We start from the raw sequence: 19514 nt of genomic DNA, 5'->3' as shown, positions 1-19514 counted from the left end.
CCCCAGCACGGTGAAGAATTGAGTCTCTGACTCAAGTAATCGATCAGGCACCTTTAGCTATTTTTAACCCTGAATATGCATTAGCCTGGGTAGTACTGGGTCTGCTGCCCTAGTACAGGCAAAGGTTGAGTCTCTGACTCAATTTAAGTTGTTCCCGATTCCTGTCTTGGGTTTATCTGGCGCAAACAGGCTTGCCTGGTTAAATAAAGAAGAGAAATTTTCCAAGATTCCAATTTTACAACATTACAATTTTCCAACCCATCAACCATGAAGATATTGCCGAAAGCTGCCCTGACCCTTTTTTTGTTGCTACTGACCTTTAGCCTTGCATTTTCACAAAAGTCACTTAAAACCGAATACTTGGTAGATCCGCTGGGATTGGATACTTCGCATCCGCGATTGACTTGGCAGATGGACGATGCCAGTCAGGGGGCAGCCCAAAGTGCCTACCGTGTGCGGGTGGCCACTGATCAGGAAGGGTTGGTAGTGGGAAGAGCAATGGTGTGGGATAGTGGCAAGATAATGAATGATAGGCAGCTGGTGACTTATGCTGGAGAAGAATTAACGCCGTTTACCACGTATTTTTGGACGGTGGAAGTATGGGACAAGGCGGGGAATTCGCTGGGAACTTCTGCAATGGCCACTTTCGAAATGGGAATGATGGATGAGGCCAATTGGCAGGGGGCTTGGATCGGAGATGGTCAAGGCGAAGAAGTAAAGCCAGCGCCGTACTTTCGAAAAGAATTTACCAGCACCAAGTCTATCAAAAAAGCCAGGGCCTATATTGCTGTAGGAGGGCTGTTTGAATTGCATGTAAATGGAAAAAGAATAGGAAATCATCAGTTGGACCCCGCTTATACGAGGTTTGACCGTAGAGTGCTTTATGTGACGCATGATGTCACAGAAGTACTCCGTAATGGAAAGAATGCCATAGGGGTGCTGCTGGGAAATGGCTGGTACAATCACCAATCTACCGCCGTTTGGGATTTTCACAACGCACCTTGGCGAAACCGTCCCACTTTCTGTATGGACTTGAAAATCACCTATGAAGATGGAACGGAAGAAACCATTCGTACGGAAAAGGGCTGGAAGACTGCACTGAGCCCGGTGATCTTCAATAGCATTTATACCGCCGAGCACTATGATGCCCGAATGGAACAGCCGGGCTGGGACAAGCCGGGTTTTGATGACCGAGAGTGGAAAGACGTCATCTATCGGTCGGCGCCAGCGAAGGAAATTTCTGCACAGGTCATGCCGCCCATTCGCTACAATAAGACCATTCCTGCCAAGACGGTGGAGAAAATCAATGATTCGACTTATGTGTTTGACTTGGGCAGAAACATTTCAGGAGTCAGTAAGATCACCCTAAAAGGAGAAGAAGGAACTAGGCTGAGATTAAAGCATGGGGAACGGCTTTATGAAAATGGACGAGTGGATATGTCCAATATCGATGTACATTATCGTCCTACCGATGACAGTGACCCCTTCCAGACGGATATTTATATCCTAAAAGGAGCAGGGGAAGAATCCTTTAACGCTCGGTTCAATTATAAGGGTTTCCAATATGTGGAAGTCACCGCTGATCGTCCCATCGACCTTACCAAGGAGAGCTTGACAGGTTATTTTATGCACAGCGATGTGGAGGCAGTAGGCAAGGTCAGTTCAGCCAACGAAACACTGGATGGCATCTGGTGGGCAACCAACAATGCCTACCTGTCCAATCTTTTTGGCTATCCTACAGACTGTCCACAGCGAGAAAAGAACGGCTGGACAGGAGATGCGCACATAGCCATAGAAACGGGCCTGTATTCCTTTGATGGGATCAAGGTCTATGAAAAATGGCTGGATGATCACCGAGACGAGCAGCAGCCAAATGGAGTACTTCCATCCATTATCCCGACTTCCGGATGGGGCTATGAATGGGGAAATGGTCCTGACTGGACGAGTACGATTTGTTTGATTCCTTGGAATGTCTACCTGTTTTATGGAGATACGCGTATCCTAAAAGAGAATTATGATGCCATGAAAAGGTATGTGGACCACATCACCGAGATCAGTCCCGATGGATTGACCTCTTGGGGGCTCGGGGATTGGGTGCCAGTAAAGTCCAAGTCACCAGTGGAATACACCTCTTCCGCCTATTACCTTACCGATGCGAGGATTTTGGCCAAAACAGCCAGATTGCTCGGTTACGAGAAAGAAGCTGAAAAGTATGCGCTATTGTCCCAAAAAATCCGAAAGGCCATCAATGATAACTACCTGAACCGGGAAACGGCACTATATGGAAAGGGAGTCCAAACAGAACTGAGTGTGGCCTTACAATGGGACATTGTGCCCGATGAGCTAAGGGATCAGGTAGCCGCAAACCTTGCCAAAAGGGTAGAAAAAGACGGCTTTCATCTGGATGTGGGACTGTTAGGCACCAAGGCCATTCTCAATGCACTGAGCGAAAATGGTTATCCTGATATCGCTTATAAGGTAGCGGCGCAGGAAACGTACCCTTCATGGGGATGGTGGATCGTCAATGGTGCGACTACGTTGTACGAAAACTGGAAAATCGATTCAAAGAATGATATTTCCATGAACCATATTATGTTTGGTGAAGTGGGCGCATGGATGTACAAAGCACTTGGGGGGATCAAGCCTGACCCTGCCAATCCAGGCTTTAAGAATGTACTTTTAGCACCCCATTTTGTGGGAGATCTGGAACATTTCGAAGCAAGTCATCAAGGCCCTTATGGGGAGATTGTGTCCTCATGGAAGCGAACGGAGAAAGGAGCGCTGAACTACATGGTGTCAATCCCCGCCAACTCCACAGCGACGTTGATCTTACCTGCAAATACTGAAATTACCGGAAAAGATGTGCCAGCACGCCAAGATGTACCGCTTGACGGAAAGGTGGCATATCGGGTAGATGCAGGAGAATATAATTGGAAAATCACTCAAGATAAGGTGAATAAACAATAATAAAATTTAGGTTTGATAAATTAAGTGGAATCCGGATATTGACAGGGTTTTATCATTTACCACTAAATTCTATCGAGCCATGCACAAAGGTATTTTTATAGGGATTTTGATCCTGTTGGTAGCAGTGTCTTGCCATTCTAGTCCTTCCGAAGAGGGGTCCGTTGGTGAACTTCGCGAGGCCATAAATACACGCCTAGATAAGGTAGAAGGGGATTTTGCTGTGGCTTTTAGGTCGATGGGAGCAGAACCAGTGACACTTCTGATCAACGAAAAGGAGACGTTTCACGCCGCAAGTACGATGAAGACTCCAGTAATGATAGCGCTCTACAAGCAAGTGGCCGCAGGGAATATTGCCTTGGACGATTCTGTGAAAATCGTCAATGAATTTAAGAGCATTGTGGATGGTAGCCCATACAGTATGGATCTTTCTGTAGATAGCCAAGAGGGGCTCTATGGCAAAATAGGCCAATACAGTACCTATCGCGAGCTCAATTTCCAGATGATAATGATGAGCAGTAATCTCGCTACCAATATCCTGATCGATAAGCTGGATGCCAAAAAGGTCACAGAGGCCATGCGGTCATTGGGCGCCAAGGACATAGAGGTATTAAGGGGAGTGGAAGATTTAAAAGCATACGAACAGGGACTAAGCAATACCACGACAGCCTATGACCTAATGCTGATCATGGAAGCCATTGCTGGCGGAAAGGCCGTGAGTGAAGAGGCTTCACTAGCGATGTTTGAGGTGCTGAAAGCCCAGCACTTTAATGAGATCATTCCCGGGCAGCTTCCAAAGAATGTCACAGTGGCGCATAAAACAGGTTCTATTACGGGAGTTCGGCATGATTCTGGGATAGTAGAATTACCCGATGGAAGGAGGTATGTTTTGGTTTTGTTGTCAAAAAATCTAAAAGTACCTAGTGAGGGAATTGAAGCAATGGCTGATGTCTCCCGAATGCTATATGAGTACATAAAAGGAAAAGAGAGGTGACCGAGGGTTAAACGTCCAGAAGAAAGCCAGTTTGGACCGTATGTCCAAAAAGGTTTAACTTAAAACTAAGAGCAGATAATTTGTTGTTTATGGATGATTAAACCTAAAGTCACCCTCTACTTTGCTTTTGGGGTAGCTTATGTACTTGTGTGTGTTTTTTAAATATCGGAAAACGGTTTTTGAATAAAATATATTGTGTTTAACAAAGTTATTTTAAAATACTGAAAATCAAAATTCTGACTTTGCTATTGTCGATTATTTATAAAAAATAAATTTTTGTTAGTGAATTTTCAATCAGGGTGAAGTTTAAGTGAATTGGCTCATCTTAAACCGGATTAAATTATGCATAAAATGGTGCGCTATGGATGAGAGGCGGTTTGGGATTCATCACTATAGGGACTTAGGGCATAATGGGGAAATTTTCCTCATCTACTTGTCTTTATTTTTAGCCTTGAGTATTGGTTGTTTCATTTTTTGCAGGCCTTTGGAGTCAAAGGTCAGCGACCTGTTGTCCTTTTAGAAACTCCCTGAATTCTTCTGTATCAAAGTTGCTCATTCCTTCTTGTCTAAAGAGGATTTTACCGTCAGGGCCGATGACCAAGGTGGTAGGAATAGAGGAATGCTTCAGTGAGGCATTGAGTCCATAGCTGGCGTGTGCCACTGGGAAAGCGAAGCCTTGGCCTTTTATGTACTCCTTTGGCTTTTCAGCATCTTTATCCAAGCTGACCATCAGAAAGGCGATGTCCTTTTCGTCTTTGAGTTTTTCATACAGGGATGCAATATGCGGCATTTCGGCTCTACAGGGAGGGCACCAAGTGGCCCAGAGATTGATAAAAACGGTTTTGTTGCGGTAGTTTTGCAAGTCCACAAGATGGCCATCAAGGTCAGTGAATTTGGCACTGTAGTCAAAATTCTTTCCGACTTCGTTCTGTTGCTCGATGTCAGGTTTGATCAATCCAGTGGAAAGGATGATGGATTGTATTTTGCCGACTATAGGAGCATACCAGCCCATGGCATACACAAAAACAAAAACAGCCAGGATAGCTCCCCAGCTTTTTACTTCTTTTTTCCAATTCATTTTTTGGGTGGATTAAAAAGCGCTTAAATAGGATGTAGGTTTTATTGCTTAACGGGAAGTTATTGGCAAAGTTATGTTTTGATTTACAATCCTTTATTGTTACATGTCATAATTAAACCGAAATCCTCTCAGAAAACTGTTGCATAAACTTTAAATTGCAGCTTTTAAGGATGGCATAAGTAATATAAGTTTATGAATATCAAGCATTATCTAAAAATAGCCGAAGAGCTAAGTATCAGACAGAAACAAGTGTCTGACACCATTGAATTGTTGGATGGGGGAGCGACAGTGCCCTTTATTTCCAGGTACCGAAAGGAAGTGACCGGGTCATTGGATGAGGTGCAGGTGGCTGCTATCCGGGACAGGGTACAGCAACTTCGGGATTTGGATAAGAGGAGAGAGGCCATATTGAAATCCATCAAGGAGCAAGAAAAACTGACTCCAGAACTGGAAGGGAAAATCAACGAGGCAGAAACCATGGCGGCTTTGGAGGACCTTTACCTTCCGTACAAGCCCAAAAGACGGACCAAGGCCACCATTGCCCGCGAAAAGGGTTTGGAGCCTCTGGCGACCAAGATTTACGAACAAGCGTCCATGGACGTGGAAGAAGCGGCGGCTTTTATTGATGAGGAAAAGGAAGTGACCTCCGTGGAGGATGTCCTCCAAGGTGCCAGGGACATCATCGCCGAGTGGATCAATGAAAACGCTGAACTACGTAAAAAAATGCGTGACCTCTTCATCGAAGAAGGGAAGTTTGTCTCCAAGGTAATCCCCGGCAAGGAAGAAGAGGCGATCAAGTATAAAGATTATTTTGAATGGTCAGAGCCCATCAAGACAGCACCGTCCCACCGCGTGCTGGCGATGAGGCGAGGGGAGAAGGAACTGTTTTTGATGCTGGATTCTTGTCCCGAAGAGCTGGATGCGCTGGCGCTGATGGATAAAATGACCGTTACGGCACAGAACACCAGTTCGGAGCAAGTGAAGCTGGCGATAAAAGACTGCTATAAGCGCTTGATGAAGCCTTCCATGGAAACCGAGGTAAGGCTCTATACGAAGAAGAAAGCTGATGAAGATGCCATTAAAGTTTTTGCCGAAAACCTAAGGCAATTGCTCTTGGGAGCTCCTTTGGGAGAGAAATCAGTGATGGCCATCGACCCAGGTTTTAGGACGGGATGTAAAATGGCCTGTCTGGGACCACAGGGGCAGGTGCTGCATTATGATGCCATCTATCCTAATGAGCCACAGCGTAAAACCGCCGAATCGGCAGCCTTGGTAAAGCACTTGGTAGACCAGCATCAGGTCGAGGCCATTGCCATCGGAAACGGTACGGCCGGTCGGGAAACCGAGCAGTTTTTTAAGTCCATTGGTTTGCCCAGTAATGTATTGATAGTGATGGTAAATGAAAGTGGCGCATCGATTTATTCTGCCTCGGAAGTGGCCCGGGAGGAATTTCCTGATTTGGACTTGACGATCAGGGGTGCAGTGTCCATTGGCCGAAGGCTGATGGATCCTTTGGCGGAGCTGGTGAAGATCGATCCCAAATCCATCGGAGTGGGCCAGTACCAGCACGATGTGGACCAGTCTGCCCTCAAAAATTCCCTGGATGATACCGTCATGAGCTGTGTGAATGGCGTGGGTGTGGAAGTCAATACCGCTTCCAAGCAGCTGTTGACCTACGTGTCTGGATTGGGGCCGGCCTTGGCACAAAATATCGTGAATTTCAGAAATGAAAATGGCCCTTTCAAAAGCCGAGAAGATATCCGAAATGTACCGAGACTCGGCGACAAGGCCTACGAGCAGGCGGCAGGTTTCCTTCGTATCCAAAATGCCCCCGATCCGCTAGACAGAAGTGCCGTGCACCCAGAGCGCTATGAACTGGTGCATAAAATGGCCACCGATCTGGGGTCCAATGTGTCCGAGCTGATCAAGAGTGAAGAGCTGCGGTCTAAGGTGGTGCTGAAGAATTACGTGACGGAGACGGTAGGCTTGCCCACTTTGCAGGATATCATGGAAGAACTGGCCAAGCCGGGAAGGGATCCACGTGAGACCTTTGAAGTGTTCAGCTTCCAAGAGGGCGTGAACGAGATGAGGGACCTCAAGGTAGGCATGAAGCTTCCGGGCATCATCACCAATATCACCAACTTTGGAGCATTTGTGGATGTGGGTGTTCACCAAGATGGATTGGTGCACTTGAGCCACTTGGCCGACCGCTATATTTCTGATCCCAACGAAGTGGTCACCGTCAACCAAAAAGTAGAAGTCACCGTGATGGAGGTAGACCTTAACCGCAAGCGTATCGGCCTGAGCATGAAGTCCGACCCATTTGCCGAGCGGGGCAAAGGAAAATCTGGCGGAGCCAAGCGCGAAAGGAAAAAAGAAAAAGAACCCGAAGGAGACTTGGCCGCCAAGCTGGCCATGCTGAAAGGCAAGTTTGGGAAGTGATGAAGAAAAGGAATTAGAACAAGTAGCTTGTTTTTTACTTGTTGAAAAACCGATAAAAGCCGACTGATGGATCAGTCGGCTTTTATTCTATTATGACCAAGAGATGAATTATTATATTATTTAGGCAGTTGCGTATCTATGCGTAGGTGGTTTTTAGGTTTTTCTTTGGGAATCCCTTACTTGCTAAATACTGTTTTGTTTTTATTCTTTTAGACGACTACTCCAATGAAAAGACTGTTTTTATTATCCGCTTTGGCCGGAATGTTATTTGCGTGTGAACAGGTGCCCTCTGAAGGGCCCAAAAATGAGATGAATGAAAAAAATGATTCTGAAAAATTGGAAGAACCGGATCACCTGATAAGTTAGGGGAAAAAGCTGGAAAATCCGTATACCGTGGCCAATATGAGGGAGGCATACCTTAGACTGAGGCAGGACGATAAAAGTATCTTATACGGAGCTAGGGAGGAAGAGCTTCAGATTGAGGTAACGGATTATTACGTACGTTTTCTACCCAAAGATGATTTTGAGATGGCCATACTCAGTGAGCAGGACAGTTTGGTGCTCTCGGACTTCCCGCTTGACTATGAGATCGAAGAGGGAGTGGCCGGGGCATATCATGACCCTACGGTGGCCAAGGACCGGATTACTTGGCAGTACACCGTGGTCCCCAGGGACTATATGTTCAGGGATATGGAGTACGAAATACTGGCAGTGCTTTTTCTTCAGGAAGATGAGGAAGAAGTGGGGGGAAAGACAGCAGTGAACCGACTAAAAAGACAACTTGTAGGGATTCAGTGGAGAGAGTTGGAGAATGAGGCCTTTCGGATCACGGCAAATGAGGAATATGTGGAAGAATGGAACAAGGAAGATAAAGGAGAAGCAGCCAGAAAAAGCTGGTATCCAAGTGGCCGGATCATGTACGAAGACAATACCACTGGGGAAATCCTCCCCATCGCCGGCGTGAAAGTAATGGTGAAACGCTGGTTTAAAGTGAAAGAAGCCATTACCAATAGTCAAGGATACTTCTATGTCAGCAAATTCAAGAGCAAGAAGGTAAAATGCGGGATCAAATGGGAGAGTGGCGACTGGGACATCCGAAGCGGAAGCTACGGGCAGGCCTGGTACAGCTACGAGACCCTGAAGAGGGGCGACCAGTGGCGGAAGACCATCATGAAGAGCGGCACGCCGCTGAACTGGCTGTACGCCAGCGTACACCGCGGCGCACGGGAATACATGTACGGCCACTACCGCTACGGCATCCGGAAGCCGAACGCCAACGGGGGGCCGGGCGCAAAGATCCGCATCGGTGTACGGGACAAGAGCGGCCGGGCGCATTACTTCTCCTTCAACAGCCTGGTGGGATCCGCAGAGGTGCTCATCTATTCGAGGGAAAAAAGCGGAAAGGTGCTGGACAGCCGTGACCTCTTCGCCACGGCGGTACACGAGCTGGCGCATGTGTCCCACTGGGACCTGGGCTATACCAATGCCGAGTTCGCCGCGTCCGCGGTGGGCAAGCCGAACGATCCCCGCCTGCCCGAGAGCTGGGCCGTTGGGGTCGAGTATACCGTTACCAATGCTTATTACCCGGACAGGGGATATTGGAAGTATGACTTTCCTTATGAATTTAATCTGCAAAATTTAACCTTGGAGGACATAGAAGACCAAAAAGGCTATACCCCGATCGTAATCGATATGATCGATGATTACAACCAGTCCGAAAGAGATAAGAAAGGGGAAGAATACCCCAATGACCGTGCCAGCGGCTACACGCTAGGCCAGTTGGAGGATGCCCTTCCGAGGGGATTTGGCGGTTGGTGGAAATGGAAGAGCCGCATCCAGGACAAGTTTGACAATCCCACCGAAGGGGAGGAATTGGACTATCTATTTAGTGAATACCATTAAAACGATAAGGTCATGAAAAATATTCATAATTTATTCGCTGCTCTTATACTAGTAGCTTCCAGCTGCGTGGACCTGGCCTATGATGAGTTCCACTATACCATTTTCAACGAGACAGATAAACAAGTCACAGTATTGGGTTTTTATACCAAGTCGGTCCCTTATGGCAGAGGTAGGGCCGAGGCGATTTTGATCGGACCCGGATCCAATTATACTGTAACTAGGATAAATGGCATTGGTAATGATACTTTTATGCGTTTTTATTCGCTTAAAGGAGGGGGGTTGATTCGGTAAGGGTGATTTTTGAGGACAATAAGTTGCTGGTATATACGGACAAGGACAGTTATGACAATGTAAAAGCTTCAACTATACTAAGGGGGGACAGCAACTATCAGCACCGCATCACCGAAGAGGACTACGCCTTAGCGGTAGACTGCGGGGAGGACTGTTATTGACAGGGGGGCGGCCTGCTTTTCCGGGAGCGGAGCTTGTCCGGGCTCCGCTTCTTTTGGTCTTTTCCAGCTGGAGGACGCCCTTCCGAGGGGAGTCGGCGGCTGGTGGAAATGGAAGAGCCGCATCCAGGACAAGTTTGACAATCCCACCGAAGGGGAGGAACTGGACTATTTATTTAGTGAGTACCACTAAAAATCGATGACCATGAAAAATATTCAAACATTATTCATTTCGCTCATGCTTCTGGCCTCAGGCTGTGTGGATCAGGCCTATGATGAGTTCCAGTATAGGATTTTCAACGAGACGGATAAAGAAGTGGCTGTACTTGGATTTGCTAATCAATTGGATCCCAATACCAATGGTAGGGCCGAGGCGATTTTGATCAGACCCGGCTCCAATTATACTGTAACTAGGATAAATGGCATTGGCGATAATACTTCTATGAGTTTTTATTCACTTAAAGGGGGGGGTAGATTCAGTCAGAGTAATATTTGAAGATCAAAAGCTATTGATATATACCAGGAAAGATGCACGAAATGGCAATGCTAAAGCCCGTTCTATTCTTAGTGGAAAAAATACAGGTAAATATGATTATAGCCACCACATCACCGAAGAAGACTATGCCCAAGCGGAGGACTGTGGGGAGGATTGTTATTGACCAAAATGGTATGGCTAATGAAGCGGGGGGGCGTTTGGGATTCGCTTCTTTAGTCTTTCCCAGCTGGAGGCCGCCCTTCCTCGGGGATTTGGCGGCTGGTGGCAGTGGGAGCACCGTATCCAGGATATGTACGATAACCCGACGGAAGGCTCAGAGCTGGACTATCTATTTAGTGAATACCATTAAAGTGTAAGAAATGAGAGGGAAAATTATGTCAATGATGCTGATCCTTATCCTTTTGGGATGTGTAGATAGCAAATCGCATAAAGTATATTATTCTATTTTCAACGAAACTGATAAAACCGTTACGGTAGTTGGATATAATAGTAAGTGGAATTCTGAAAAGAAAGGAATGGCAGACCCGATATATATCGCTTCGCATTCCCATTATAAAATAGTTAGGATAATTTCTGATGACGATCATCAAAATTTTTATTCCTTAAGAAATGGAGGAGTTGACTCTGTCAGAGTGGTATTTGAAGACCAAAAGTTATTGGTCTATACATGGAAAGATGTACGAGATGGCAATGCTAAAGCCTTGTCTATTATAAATGGACAAAAAGTAGATGATAAACATTACGCCCACCACATCACCGAAGAAGACTATGCCCAGGCAGTGGACTGTGAGGAGGATTGTTATTGACCGAAATGGTATGGCTAATGAAGCGGTGGGCGTTTGGGATTCGCTTCTTTAGTCTTTCCCAGCTGGAGGCCGCCCTTCCACGGGGATTTGACGGCTGGTGGCAGTGGGAGCACCGTATCCAGGATATGTGTGTGGATATGGATTGTCTCACAAGTGAATACCAGTTCCTTTATAACATAAAAATAGGGAAGCAATTGTTTTTTTCCTCTGTGCGTATCTATGCGTAGGTGGTTTTTGGGAAAAGGACAGGGAATTGAGTTTTTTTGGTTCGTGCCAAATATCCATGTAGCTTATGTCTGTAAAAAACAATAAAGTGATCCCTGTCCTTATTTTTATGATTTGGTCTAGTTCTTCCGTTTTTGCGCAGACCAAGGATTTTGGAAAAAATAGCATTGAAGCCGGAGTGGGTCTTGGTGTAAATGAGGGATGGTCGGAGTTAGGGATGGGGTTCGTTTATACGTTAGGTTTCCAGCGGGAAATTGGCCTGGATGGACGACTGCGCATCAATCCCAACTTGCTTTTTGGAGGATTTATCCCCATAGGCTTTACTGACACAGAGGAACAATTTTACCGTTTAACCAATTTAGGAGTGGATGTAAATTATGACCTGATCCGGGTTAAATCGGTTTCACTTGTAGTGACAGCTGGTGCATTTGCCAGTTATTCTAGGGGACTTATCGGTACGGGAGGTTACTGGTGTGTGGAGGAAAATGAACAATCAGCATATTTTTCGCATGTTTATTTTGGCGCAAAAGGAGCCTTCGGGATAAGGTTAAACCCCAAGAAAAGCAAACTATCCTATGAGTTAAGGCCTATAAATATCCATGTAGGAAGTAGGCGTTTTGTGCTGGGATATCCCATGTTTGAAATTGCCTTTAAGCTGCACAAGAAAGCTACTCCTTCCAACTAAAAGTTTTACCTATGAAGAAAACAATAATACTCGGAATATTCATCTTGTTGGGCGTTGATCTATATGGTCAGTCTGAGAAGAAGCAAGAGCAATCCATCACCGTGGGCTTGGGGATAGGCGTGCATAATGGAGCCTATGAATCCAGTTTAGGGCTGGTCTATATGGTAGGGTGGCAGCAAGAACTGGGAGACAGGCAACGCCTAAGGATCAACCCGAATATGACCTTTGGCTCGTACAAGGATTACCTCACGGATACCAGGGATTTGTTTTATCGCCTGAGCGCATTAGGTGTTGATATCCACTATGATTTAGTGAAGTATAAAGGATTTTCACTGGTGACCTCTGGTGGTGTTTTTGTGAGTTATAGCAGAGGACTGATGGGAACGGGCGACTTCGAAGGCCAGCACCATTCGTCCGATTACTTTACGATGCTATACGGCGGAGCAAAAGCCTCTGTAGGCATAAGGTATGATCCTAAACAAGGTAGGATAGCTTATGAACTCATACCAGCCACATTGGCTTTGGGAAACAGCCACTATGCTTGGCTATATCCAATGGCCAAGATCAATATTAAGCTGTTTTAGTTTCAAGAACATTTGAGAACCACATAGAAACATGAGGACACATATTTCAGCTAGTAATCCTATGTTTTTTTATCTGCCTATGTTGTTCAAACACACTTGACAAAGCCCATGAAAGATCAAGGACTGGTTTTTATTAAGAACCCCATAGAAACATGAGGGCACATAGTTCATCTAGCAACACTATGTTTTTTTTAAGTGATTTTAAAAGTCAAGAATGATAAATTATGAAAAAAGACTTGACAAAGAGACATCTTGACCAATTGACTTATAAAGTGGTGGGGGCAGCTATTGAAGTTCACAAAGAATTAGGTCCAGGGCTTTTGGAGAGCGTATATCACAGATGTTTATGTCACGAATTGCAACTTCGCAATGTACATTTCAGATCAGAATTGGCCATGCCCATCGAATACAAGGGATTAGAGGTCGATGTTACCTTGCGGTGTGATTTTTTTGTAGGGGACTCTTTGGTTGTTGAGTTGAAGACAGTGGAAAGCGTGTTGCCAGTACACGAAGCCCAGTTATTGACCTATATGAAATTACTGAAAGTACCAAAGGGGATTCTAATCAACTTCAACGTCGCCAATCTTTTTAAAGAAGGGCAAAAGACATATGTGAATGAACTTTTCCGCACACTGCCTGAATAATAGCCAAACATAAGGGAAAAATACTATAGTTTTCTATGTGCCTATGTTGTTCAAACACACTTGACAATGCCTATAAAAGATCAAGGACTGGTTTTTATTAAGAACCACATAGAAACATGAGGACACATATTTCAGCTAGCAACCCTATGTTTTTTTATCTGCCTATGTTGTTCAAACACACTTGACAAAGCCCATGAAAGATCAAGGACTGGTTTTTATTAAGAACCACATAGAAACATGAGGGCGCATAGTTCAGCTAGTAACCCTATGTTTTTTATGTGCCTATGTTGTTCAAATACTTTTGACAAAGCCCATGAAAGATCAAGGACTGGTTTTTATTAAGAACCCCATAGAAACATGAGGGCACATAGTTCAGCTAGCAACCCTATGTTTTTTTATCTGCCTATGTTGTTCAAACACACTTGACAAAGCCCATGAAAGGTCAAGGACTGGTTTTTATTAAGAACCACATAGAAACATGAGGACACATATTTTAGCTAGTAACCCTATGTTTTTTTATATGGTTACCCTCAAGCCATTTTTCTAAGAATAGCTCTCATAAGTGGAGTTGAGTTAAAAACTCGATTTTCGTGGTTCCGCAGCACAGCTGCAGGAACAACAGGCTTTTTGCCACAAAGTAGGTAAGGCACTAAGGGGAAGTGCTGTACCTACTATTGTGCCCTATGTGCCTATGTTGTTCAAATAATTTTTACATAGCCCATGAAAGATCAAAGAGTGTTTAAAAATTATACCGGGCACTAAATAGCGCGATCCTGCTTTCCCATTCTGCTCGGAATTCTTGGTAGAAGTCATTGGATTGGTTGTAGCCGCCAAAGTTGCGGGTGTTGAAGACGTCACGGACGCTGAGTGATAGCTGCAGCTTGTTGTCCATTAATTTTTTCAGCAAGGTGGCATCCATACCGTAGCGTGCAAAATCTCGTCCTTGTGCTTCTACTTCTGGGGATTCATAATCGCCCACCAGCTGCAAGGTGAAGGCATGGGGAAGCTTGAAATCAGTGGTGATTTTGGAGTTCCAGGAAAAGCCTTTGCTGACAAATTCCTCACCGATATTGGACCCATCCACTTTACTCTGGAACAAAGAGACACTTCCGTTGATATTCCACCAATCGGTCAGGTCAGCCATGCCGATAAATTCCAGTCCATACGCTTCGCCGGTGTTCAGGTTGGCAGGCTGCTGGTAAGAAATCCCGTCTTCCACCAAGGTGATATAGTCCAATACACCATCCACATGCCTATAGAACAAGTTGGTGGTCAAGCTGGCCTTTTCCATATTGATCATATGGCCCACTTCCAGTGAGTTGATCATTTCGGGTTGGAGGTTGGGGTTACCTCTTCTCACGCTGAGGGAGTCGGTGATATCCGGAAAAGGATTGAGCCTCCAGGCGGTCGGTCTGTCGATTCTTCTGCTGTAGGTAAATTTCAGGCTGTTTTCCTCATTCAGCTTGTACAGTGCCTGGACACTGGGAAAGAGGTTCAGGTAATCCTGCTCGTTCAGTTCGTTGGTGTTGTAGAGCAATCCTTCTACGAGGGTTTGTTCGGCCCTTGTGCCAAGGGAGATGTCCCATTTTTCGCCCGATCTGGAATAAATGAAATAGGCAGCGTGGATTTGGTCTTTGTAGAGAAAGTGGTTGCTGATGTCGGTGTTTTCTACGAAGTCATTGGTACTTTCGGAGAACTGGTAATATTTGTAATCATTGTCAAACTTTCTGAAAGTGGATTTTAGCCCCATTTCCAGCTTTACTTTTTCATTGACTGGGTGGATGTAGTCCGCTTGGATGACGGAGGTGTACCTTTTTTCATCCGTCAGGGCTTTTTCTCGACCGTTGAGGTTTTCCGGTGTCGCTTCTGAGGCATTCCGGTAGATATTGATGTTTTGGGTTTTGTATTGGTTTTGATAGGAATTATTGGCGCTGATTTTCAGTTCTCGGTTCTTGTCATCAAAAGTCCTTTCATAGATCAGGGCATTGTCATAGCCATCATCTGTTTCAGACTCGTTGTTTTGCCGCACATACTGGAGCAAGAGGTCATCGGTTTCGCTATCGGTCATTTTGGAGTACAGCGAATTGTTTTCAGCATCTTTGCCTGTAAAATACACCCCTTGATAACTAAGGATGTTTTTGCCAAAATAATAATCAGCGCCGTAGTTGAGGTTATGGTTTTTTCGTCTGTCGCTATTGTCTCCTTGTTGGTTGAGGAGTTCATTGTCCTCATATACCTCTCGGAAGGTGGAGCGTTCACTCACACCTTTCCAGTCCCGGTAATTGTAGCCTGCATAGACATTATACTTGGTGGTAGTGTGGTTAAACCTGGCGCCGGTATTGAGCCGACTGCGCGTGCCATAGGTGAGCTCTGCACCGCCGTGGGTACCCATATCTTCTCCTCTTTTCAGGATAATATTGATGACCCCACCTTCGGCTTCTGCATCATAGCGTGCATTCGGATTGTTCACGACCTTGATTTGCTCAATGGCACTGGCGGGTATTTGGTCGAGGTTTTGGGTGAGTGAGGAATTTCTTCCGTTGATCAGGATATTGGTGCCAGAGCTTCCTCTAAGGGATATGGAGCCATCGTCAGATACGCTGATGGATGGGGTGTTCCTCAAGATGTCCAGCAGTGTGCCTCCGACATTGGCCAGGTTTTGATCAGGGGTGATGACCAGTCCTTCGACGTCCGTACGCATGGGGATGGTGTTGGACTGGACGACTACTTCGTCCAGCTGCTTGCCTTCAGAGATCAACGTGATCTTGCCTAGGTCACGGTCTTCATTGACATTCAGGCTTTCGATTTTCTTGTTTTCATATCCGATCAAAAACACTTTTACATCATAGGTTCCGCTTTCTGTCCCGAGGTTAAAATTCCCGTTTTCATCAGATTGGGTGTAGGTGATGGTTTCGTCACCTCCCGCTTCAAAAAGTGCCACTTGGGCAAATAGCAATGGCTCGTCATTGTCACCATCTATAATTTGTCCAGAAACAGTCAACTGGGCAGATGCTATCAACGGCGATAAGCATAAAAATACAATAAGTGTGAAGGTGATTGGTTTCATTGTTTGATAGATTAGTATTAGTCTTAACCAAAGTTAATGTGGTAGGGTTTAGGATCGAGGGAGCTTTTAGATCAATGGGTAAATGAGCTGATTTGTGGTACCCTAGCGATAAGATGATAGTAGGGTAATGCCTTATCTGGCCAATATTCCGGAAGTGAAGGTTGATGCATAGAGTGATTTTGGTTTTTTGTGACAATATGTGTCTCAATTTGGTTTTTTTAACAAACTTATTTTTGTTTATTATGTAAACATTTATATCTTAGTGTTTGTAAAAGAAACATTGATAGATAGTTAAGGTACATGGAAAAGTCTCCCAAAATCAGAATCGTAAGTAAGCTGCTTGCTTCAGGAAACCATCAGGTAAAATTCTTTGTTGAAGACGAGATTCATCCGCGGTATGGATATTTATTGGTACATGGTGATCGCGCAGTCTCCGATGTTATTGATGAAATCCGTGAGCGAATGGAATTGATGGAGCGATCGAATATGGATTTAAACCGGTTTTCGTTTAAGAGTGAGTGGAGAGACGATCATAATTTTTATCTTTATAGTGCTTAATATCACTGAAAATGCTACTTGGAAAAAATCTTAGGTATTTAAGGAAGCAAATGCAAATGACCCAAGAGAATCTATCTGATCAATTGGGGATTAAAAGGACGATGATTTCTGCCTATGAAGACGGAAGGTCGGAGCCTAAATTGTCCACGCTTAAAATGATTGGGGACATTCTTTCTGTTTCCATTGACGAGCTGCTTTTTCATGATATAGAAGGCAAGGGGAGGAAGGCCCTTCAAAAGCGCGATGTCAAGATATTGACCGTATCGCTGGATCAGGAGGAAAATGAGAATATCACCATGGTCCCCCAAAAAGCATCCGCAGGTTATCTCAACGGCTACGCTGATCCAGAGTACATGCAGCAACTTCCCCAATTCCATCTGCCTAATCTAGCCAAAAACGCCACTTATCGAGCCTTTGAGGTCAGTGGGGACAGCATGTTGCCTTTGGTGCCCGGTACCGTGGTCATTGGGGCTTTTGTGGAGCAGCCTGCTGAAATTAAAAGCGGGAAGACTTATATTTTGGTTACTGCTTCAGAAGGGGTCGTTTATAAAAGGGTCTTTAATTATCTGGATGAAAACGGAAAGTTATTTTTAGTATCTGATAATGAAATGTACAAACCCTATGAGGTTCCAGGCGAAGAGGTGGAAGAGGTATGGGAAGCCAAAGCATTTATCAGTACTGACTTTCCCAATCCAAAGGACAAAAACAAGGCAGTCACCTTGGAGGATTTAGCGGAGATGATTTCAGAATTGAAGTACAACATTAAAAAGTCCGGTTAAGTTTGCCGGTTTTTTATGGGATTGTCGTCCGACTAAATTTTACCTACGCTGAAAAAGTAGGTTTAAACGAAAAGAGTAAAGATTTTTTTGATTTCCAAAACTACCCCATCCTTTGAAAGACTGATTAGAAAGCCCCCTTTAGGGTATTTAGGGGCGTGGTTTAACCCGGATTATGCGTTAGGAATCGTAGTGAGAGCTGAAAGTGCAAGAAAATCAGTTAGTTTGGAGGTATTAGCGTAGCACCGCTACGGTTATGCCGAAAACTAAAGTGAAACGGCTGATTTTGAGGCAGTTTCAGGTCGCAACAGATAGGCTAATGCATATTCCGGGTTTAATGAATCCCCTTCGAAAGTAAAATCTTTGCTTGGACGCCAATGGATTTATATGAGCCCCATGCTTTGTTTTTTTTGTCTCCTGTCCCCTTCCTTTCGTAAACTTATTTACCAAAAAAAATAAACTAAGAGGGATTATATATATAAAAATATTATATTTATGGTCTTAGATTTTAAATAAATATGCTGTTCTGTGTGCGTGAAATGGTTAGTGCAGTGAAATTAGGTCAAGAAGTTCATATTGCATCGCCATTGACACGTTGAAAAGAGTGGCTTGGAGGTTTGTTCTGGAACAGTATAATAAGTAAAAGGAATAAAATTTAGATACTATAAAATTAAAACTTGTTTAAATGAAAAAGACAACACTGAGCATCGTTGCAATGGCGGCCATGATGGCGGCATGCAGTAGTGGTAAAAAGGATAGCGCAGGAGAGGCGGAAGTGTCGGAAGTAAAGGCTTCTGATGTAGGAGCTGAGGCCAAGGACAATACCCTCACAGCGGCAGAGAAATCAGAAGGCTGGCAGCTACTTTTTGATGGCAAGAGTGCTGAAGGCTGGAGAGGCTATAACGCAGAAGAGCTTCCTTCTGGATGGATTATCGAGAATAGTAATTTTATAGCACTTGGCAAAGGAGGAGATATCGGAGGGGATGTAGTCTATGGGCCAGAGGAGTTTGGTGAATTTGAATTGAAGATAGACTGGAAAATAGCAGAAGGAGGAAACAGTGGTATTTTTTATCACATAGTGGACGAGGCTACTCATGAAGCACCTTATAATACCGCCCCTGAATACCAGGTGATCGACCAGATTGGTTTTCCTCAAAAGTTAGAAATGTGGCAATCAATAGGTGCAGACTATGGCATGTATACACCTGATTTTGAAGGGGCCGTTAAGCCAGCGGGTGAGTGGAATACGACTAGAATTGTTTTTACAGAAGATAAGGCAGAATATTTCCTTAATGGTAAAAAGACTGTTTCATTTGACCCTTGGTCGGAAGACTGGGAGAAAAGGAAAGCTGAAGGTAAATGGAAAGACTATCCAGACTATGGCGTGGCAAAGTCAGGCCTGATAGGCTTGCAGGATCACGGAGCGAAAACTTGGTATAAAAATATAAAAATCAGAAAACTATGAAATACGTAAAAACCCTTCTGCTACTTCTCCCAATAGTAGTGGTGCTGACTGCCGGAGGTTTGGCAGGTAAAAAAATTAAGCTATTTAACGGTAAAGACCTGAGTGGATGGACCATCTATGGAACCGAAAAGTGGTATGTTGAAGATGGGCTACTGGTTTGTGAAAGCGGTCCTGATGAGGCTTATGGTTATTTAGGAACCGACGAACATTACAAGGATTTTGAATTGGAGCTGGAATTTAAGCAAGGTGCAGATGGTAATAGTGGGGTGTTTATCCGCTCCACCGTGGATGGAACCAAGGTTTCAGGCTGGCAAGTGGAGGTAGCTCCTCCTGGACATGATACAGGAGGTATATATGAGTCTTATGGAAGGGGATGGCT

The 19514-nt window shown here is 44.8% G+C and carries 18 protein-coding genes (1 of these 18 only partly in view); 15 read left to right on the top strand and 3 right to left on the bottom strand.

Annotated elements, in window-relative coordinates:
* The first annotated feature begins 267 nt into the window (after positions 1-267).
* Together DN752_RS03495 and DN752_RS03490 are read left to right on the top strand one after the other, a co-directional pair.
* Complete coding sequence (locus DN752_RS03495) at positions 268-2967, top strand: alpha-L-rhamnosidase (protein WP_112782696.1); 2700 nt, start codon at positions 268-270, stop codon at positions 2965-2967.
* 79 nt (positions 2968-3046) lie between these two features.
* The gene (locus DN752_RS03490; protein WP_112782695.1) at positions 3047-3958 is read left to right on the top strand and encodes a serine hydrolase; all 912 of its coding nucleotides are present in this window, start codon (positions 3047-3049) and stop codon (positions 3956-3958) included.
* A 490-nt stretch (positions 3959-4448) separates the two neighbouring features.
* On the opposite strand, the gene DN752_RS03485 is transcribed toward DN752_RS03490, so the two are convergent.
* Positions 4449-5036 carry a TlpA family protein disulfide reductase gene (locus tag DN752_RS03485; protein ID WP_112782694.1) on the bottom strand — a complete coding sequence of 196 codons (588 nt, stop codon included), beginning with the start codon at positions 5034-5036 and terminating at the stop codon, positions 4449-4451.
* Positions 5037-5228: 192 nt separating this feature from the next.
* On the opposite strand from DN752_RS03485, the gene DN752_RS03480 reads away from it, so the two are divergent.
* The 6 genes from DN752_RS03480 to DN752_RS03455 all read left to right on the top strand — a co-directional run bounded on the left by DN752_RS03480 (position 5229) and on the right by DN752_RS03455 (position 11131).
* Positions 5229-7478, top strand: a complete 2250-nt coding sequence (locus DN752_RS03480; protein WP_112782693.1) for a Tex family protein — start codon at positions 5229-5231, stop codon at positions 7476-7478.
* 402 nt (positions 7479-7880) lie between these two features.
* Positions 7881-9380, top strand: a complete 1500-nt coding sequence (locus DN752_RS03475) for a hypothetical protein (protein WP_162633094.1) — start codon at positions 7881-7883, stop codon at positions 9378-9380.
* Between the two features lie 12 nt (positions 9381-9392).
* Positions 9393-9671: a hypothetical protein gene (locus DN752_RS03470; RefSeq protein ID WP_112782691.1), complete on the top strand. Its 279-nt coding sequence runs from the start codon at positions 9393-9395 to the stop codon at positions 9669-9671.
* Between the two features lie 363 nt (positions 9672-10034).
* On the top strand, positions 10035-10325 hold the full coding sequence (locus tag DN752_RS03465) for a hypothetical protein (protein WP_162633093.1): 291 nt from the start codon (positions 10035-10037) through the stop codon (positions 10323-10325).
* Positions 10326-10338: 13 nt separating this feature from the next.
* Positions 10339-10488: a hypothetical protein gene (locus DN752_RS24350; protein WP_162633092.1), complete on the top strand. Its 150-nt coding sequence runs from the start codon at positions 10339-10341 to the stop codon at positions 10486-10488.
* A 196-nt stretch (positions 10489-10684) separates the two neighbouring features.
* Positions 10685-11131, top strand: coding sequence for a hypothetical protein (locus DN752_RS03455; RefSeq protein ID WP_112782688.1), 447 nt, complete (start codon positions 10685-10687; stop codon positions 11129-11131).
* A gap of 14 nt (positions 11132-11145) precedes the next feature.
* On the opposite strand, the gene DN752_RS25290 is transcribed toward DN752_RS03455, so the two are convergent.
* The gene (locus tag DN752_RS25290; RefSeq protein ID WP_394337166.1) at positions 11146-11325 is read right to left on the bottom strand and encodes a DUF6396 domain-containing protein; all 180 of its coding nucleotides are present in this window, start codon (positions 11323-11325) and stop codon (positions 11146-11148) included.
* Positions 11326-11423: 98 nt separating this feature from the next.
* Between DN752_RS25290 and DN752_RS03445 the strand changes: the two genes are divergently transcribed.
* From DN752_RS03445 to DN752_RS03435, 3 genes are all read left to right on the top strand, one after another.
* Complete coding sequence (locus DN752_RS03445) at positions 11424-12041, top strand: hypothetical protein (protein ID WP_112782686.1); 618 nt, start codon at positions 11424-11426, stop codon at positions 12039-12041.
* Between the two features lie 11 nt (positions 12042-12052).
* Complete coding sequence (locus DN752_RS03440; protein WP_112782685.1) at positions 12053-12625, top strand: hypothetical protein; 573 nt, start codon at positions 12053-12055, stop codon at positions 12623-12625.
* A gap of 224 nt (positions 12626-12849) precedes the next feature.
* Positions 12850-13269, top strand: coding sequence for a GxxExxY protein (locus DN752_RS03435; RefSeq protein ID WP_112782684.1), 420 nt, complete (start codon positions 12850-12852; stop codon positions 13267-13269).
* Between the two features lie 739 nt (positions 13270-14008).
* On the opposite strand, the gene DN752_RS03430 is transcribed toward DN752_RS03435, so the two are convergent.
* A complete protein-coding gene (locus DN752_RS03430) occupies positions 14009-16336 on the bottom strand; it encodes a TonB-dependent receptor family protein (RefSeq protein WP_112782683.1) in 2328 nt (775 codons plus the stop codon).
* A gap of 300 nt (positions 16337-16636) precedes the next feature.
* On the opposite strand from DN752_RS03430, the gene DN752_RS03425 reads away from it, so the two are divergent.
* The 4 genes from DN752_RS03425 to DN752_RS03410 form a co-directional block, all read left to right on the top strand.
* Entirely contained in the window at positions 16637-16894 is a 258-nt protein-coding gene (locus DN752_RS03425) for a hypothetical protein (RefSeq protein ID WP_112782682.1), read from the top strand.
* Between the two features lie 11 nt (positions 16895-16905).
* The gene (locus tag DN752_RS03420; protein WP_112782681.1) at positions 16906-17673 is read left to right on the top strand and encodes an XRE family transcriptional regulator; all 768 of its coding nucleotides are present in this window, start codon (positions 16906-16908) and stop codon (positions 17671-17673) included.
* 682 nt (positions 17674-18355) lie between these two features.
* On the top strand, positions 18356-19135 hold the full coding sequence (locus tag DN752_RS03415; RefSeq protein ID WP_112782680.1) for a 3-keto-disaccharide hydrolase: 780 nt from the start codon (positions 18356-18358) through the stop codon (positions 19133-19135).
* Positions 19132-19514, top strand: the 5' portion of a protein-coding gene (locus DN752_RS03410; RefSeq protein ID WP_112782679.1) for a 3-keto-disaccharide hydrolase. 226 nt of this gene lie beyond the right edge of the window; 383 of the gene's 609 nt are visible here — the first part of the coding sequence; its start codon is at positions 19132-19134; its stop codon lies off the right edge, out of view. Before DN752_RS03415 ends, DN752_RS03410 begins: the two co-directional genes overlap by 4 nt.

Source organism: Echinicola strongylocentroti, assembly GCF_003260975.1.
Lineage (GTDB): Bacteria > Bacteroidota > Bacteroidia > Cytophagales > Cyclobacteriaceae > Echinicola > Echinicola strongylocentroti.
This window is presented reverse-complemented; position numbering and strand designations above follow the sequence as displayed.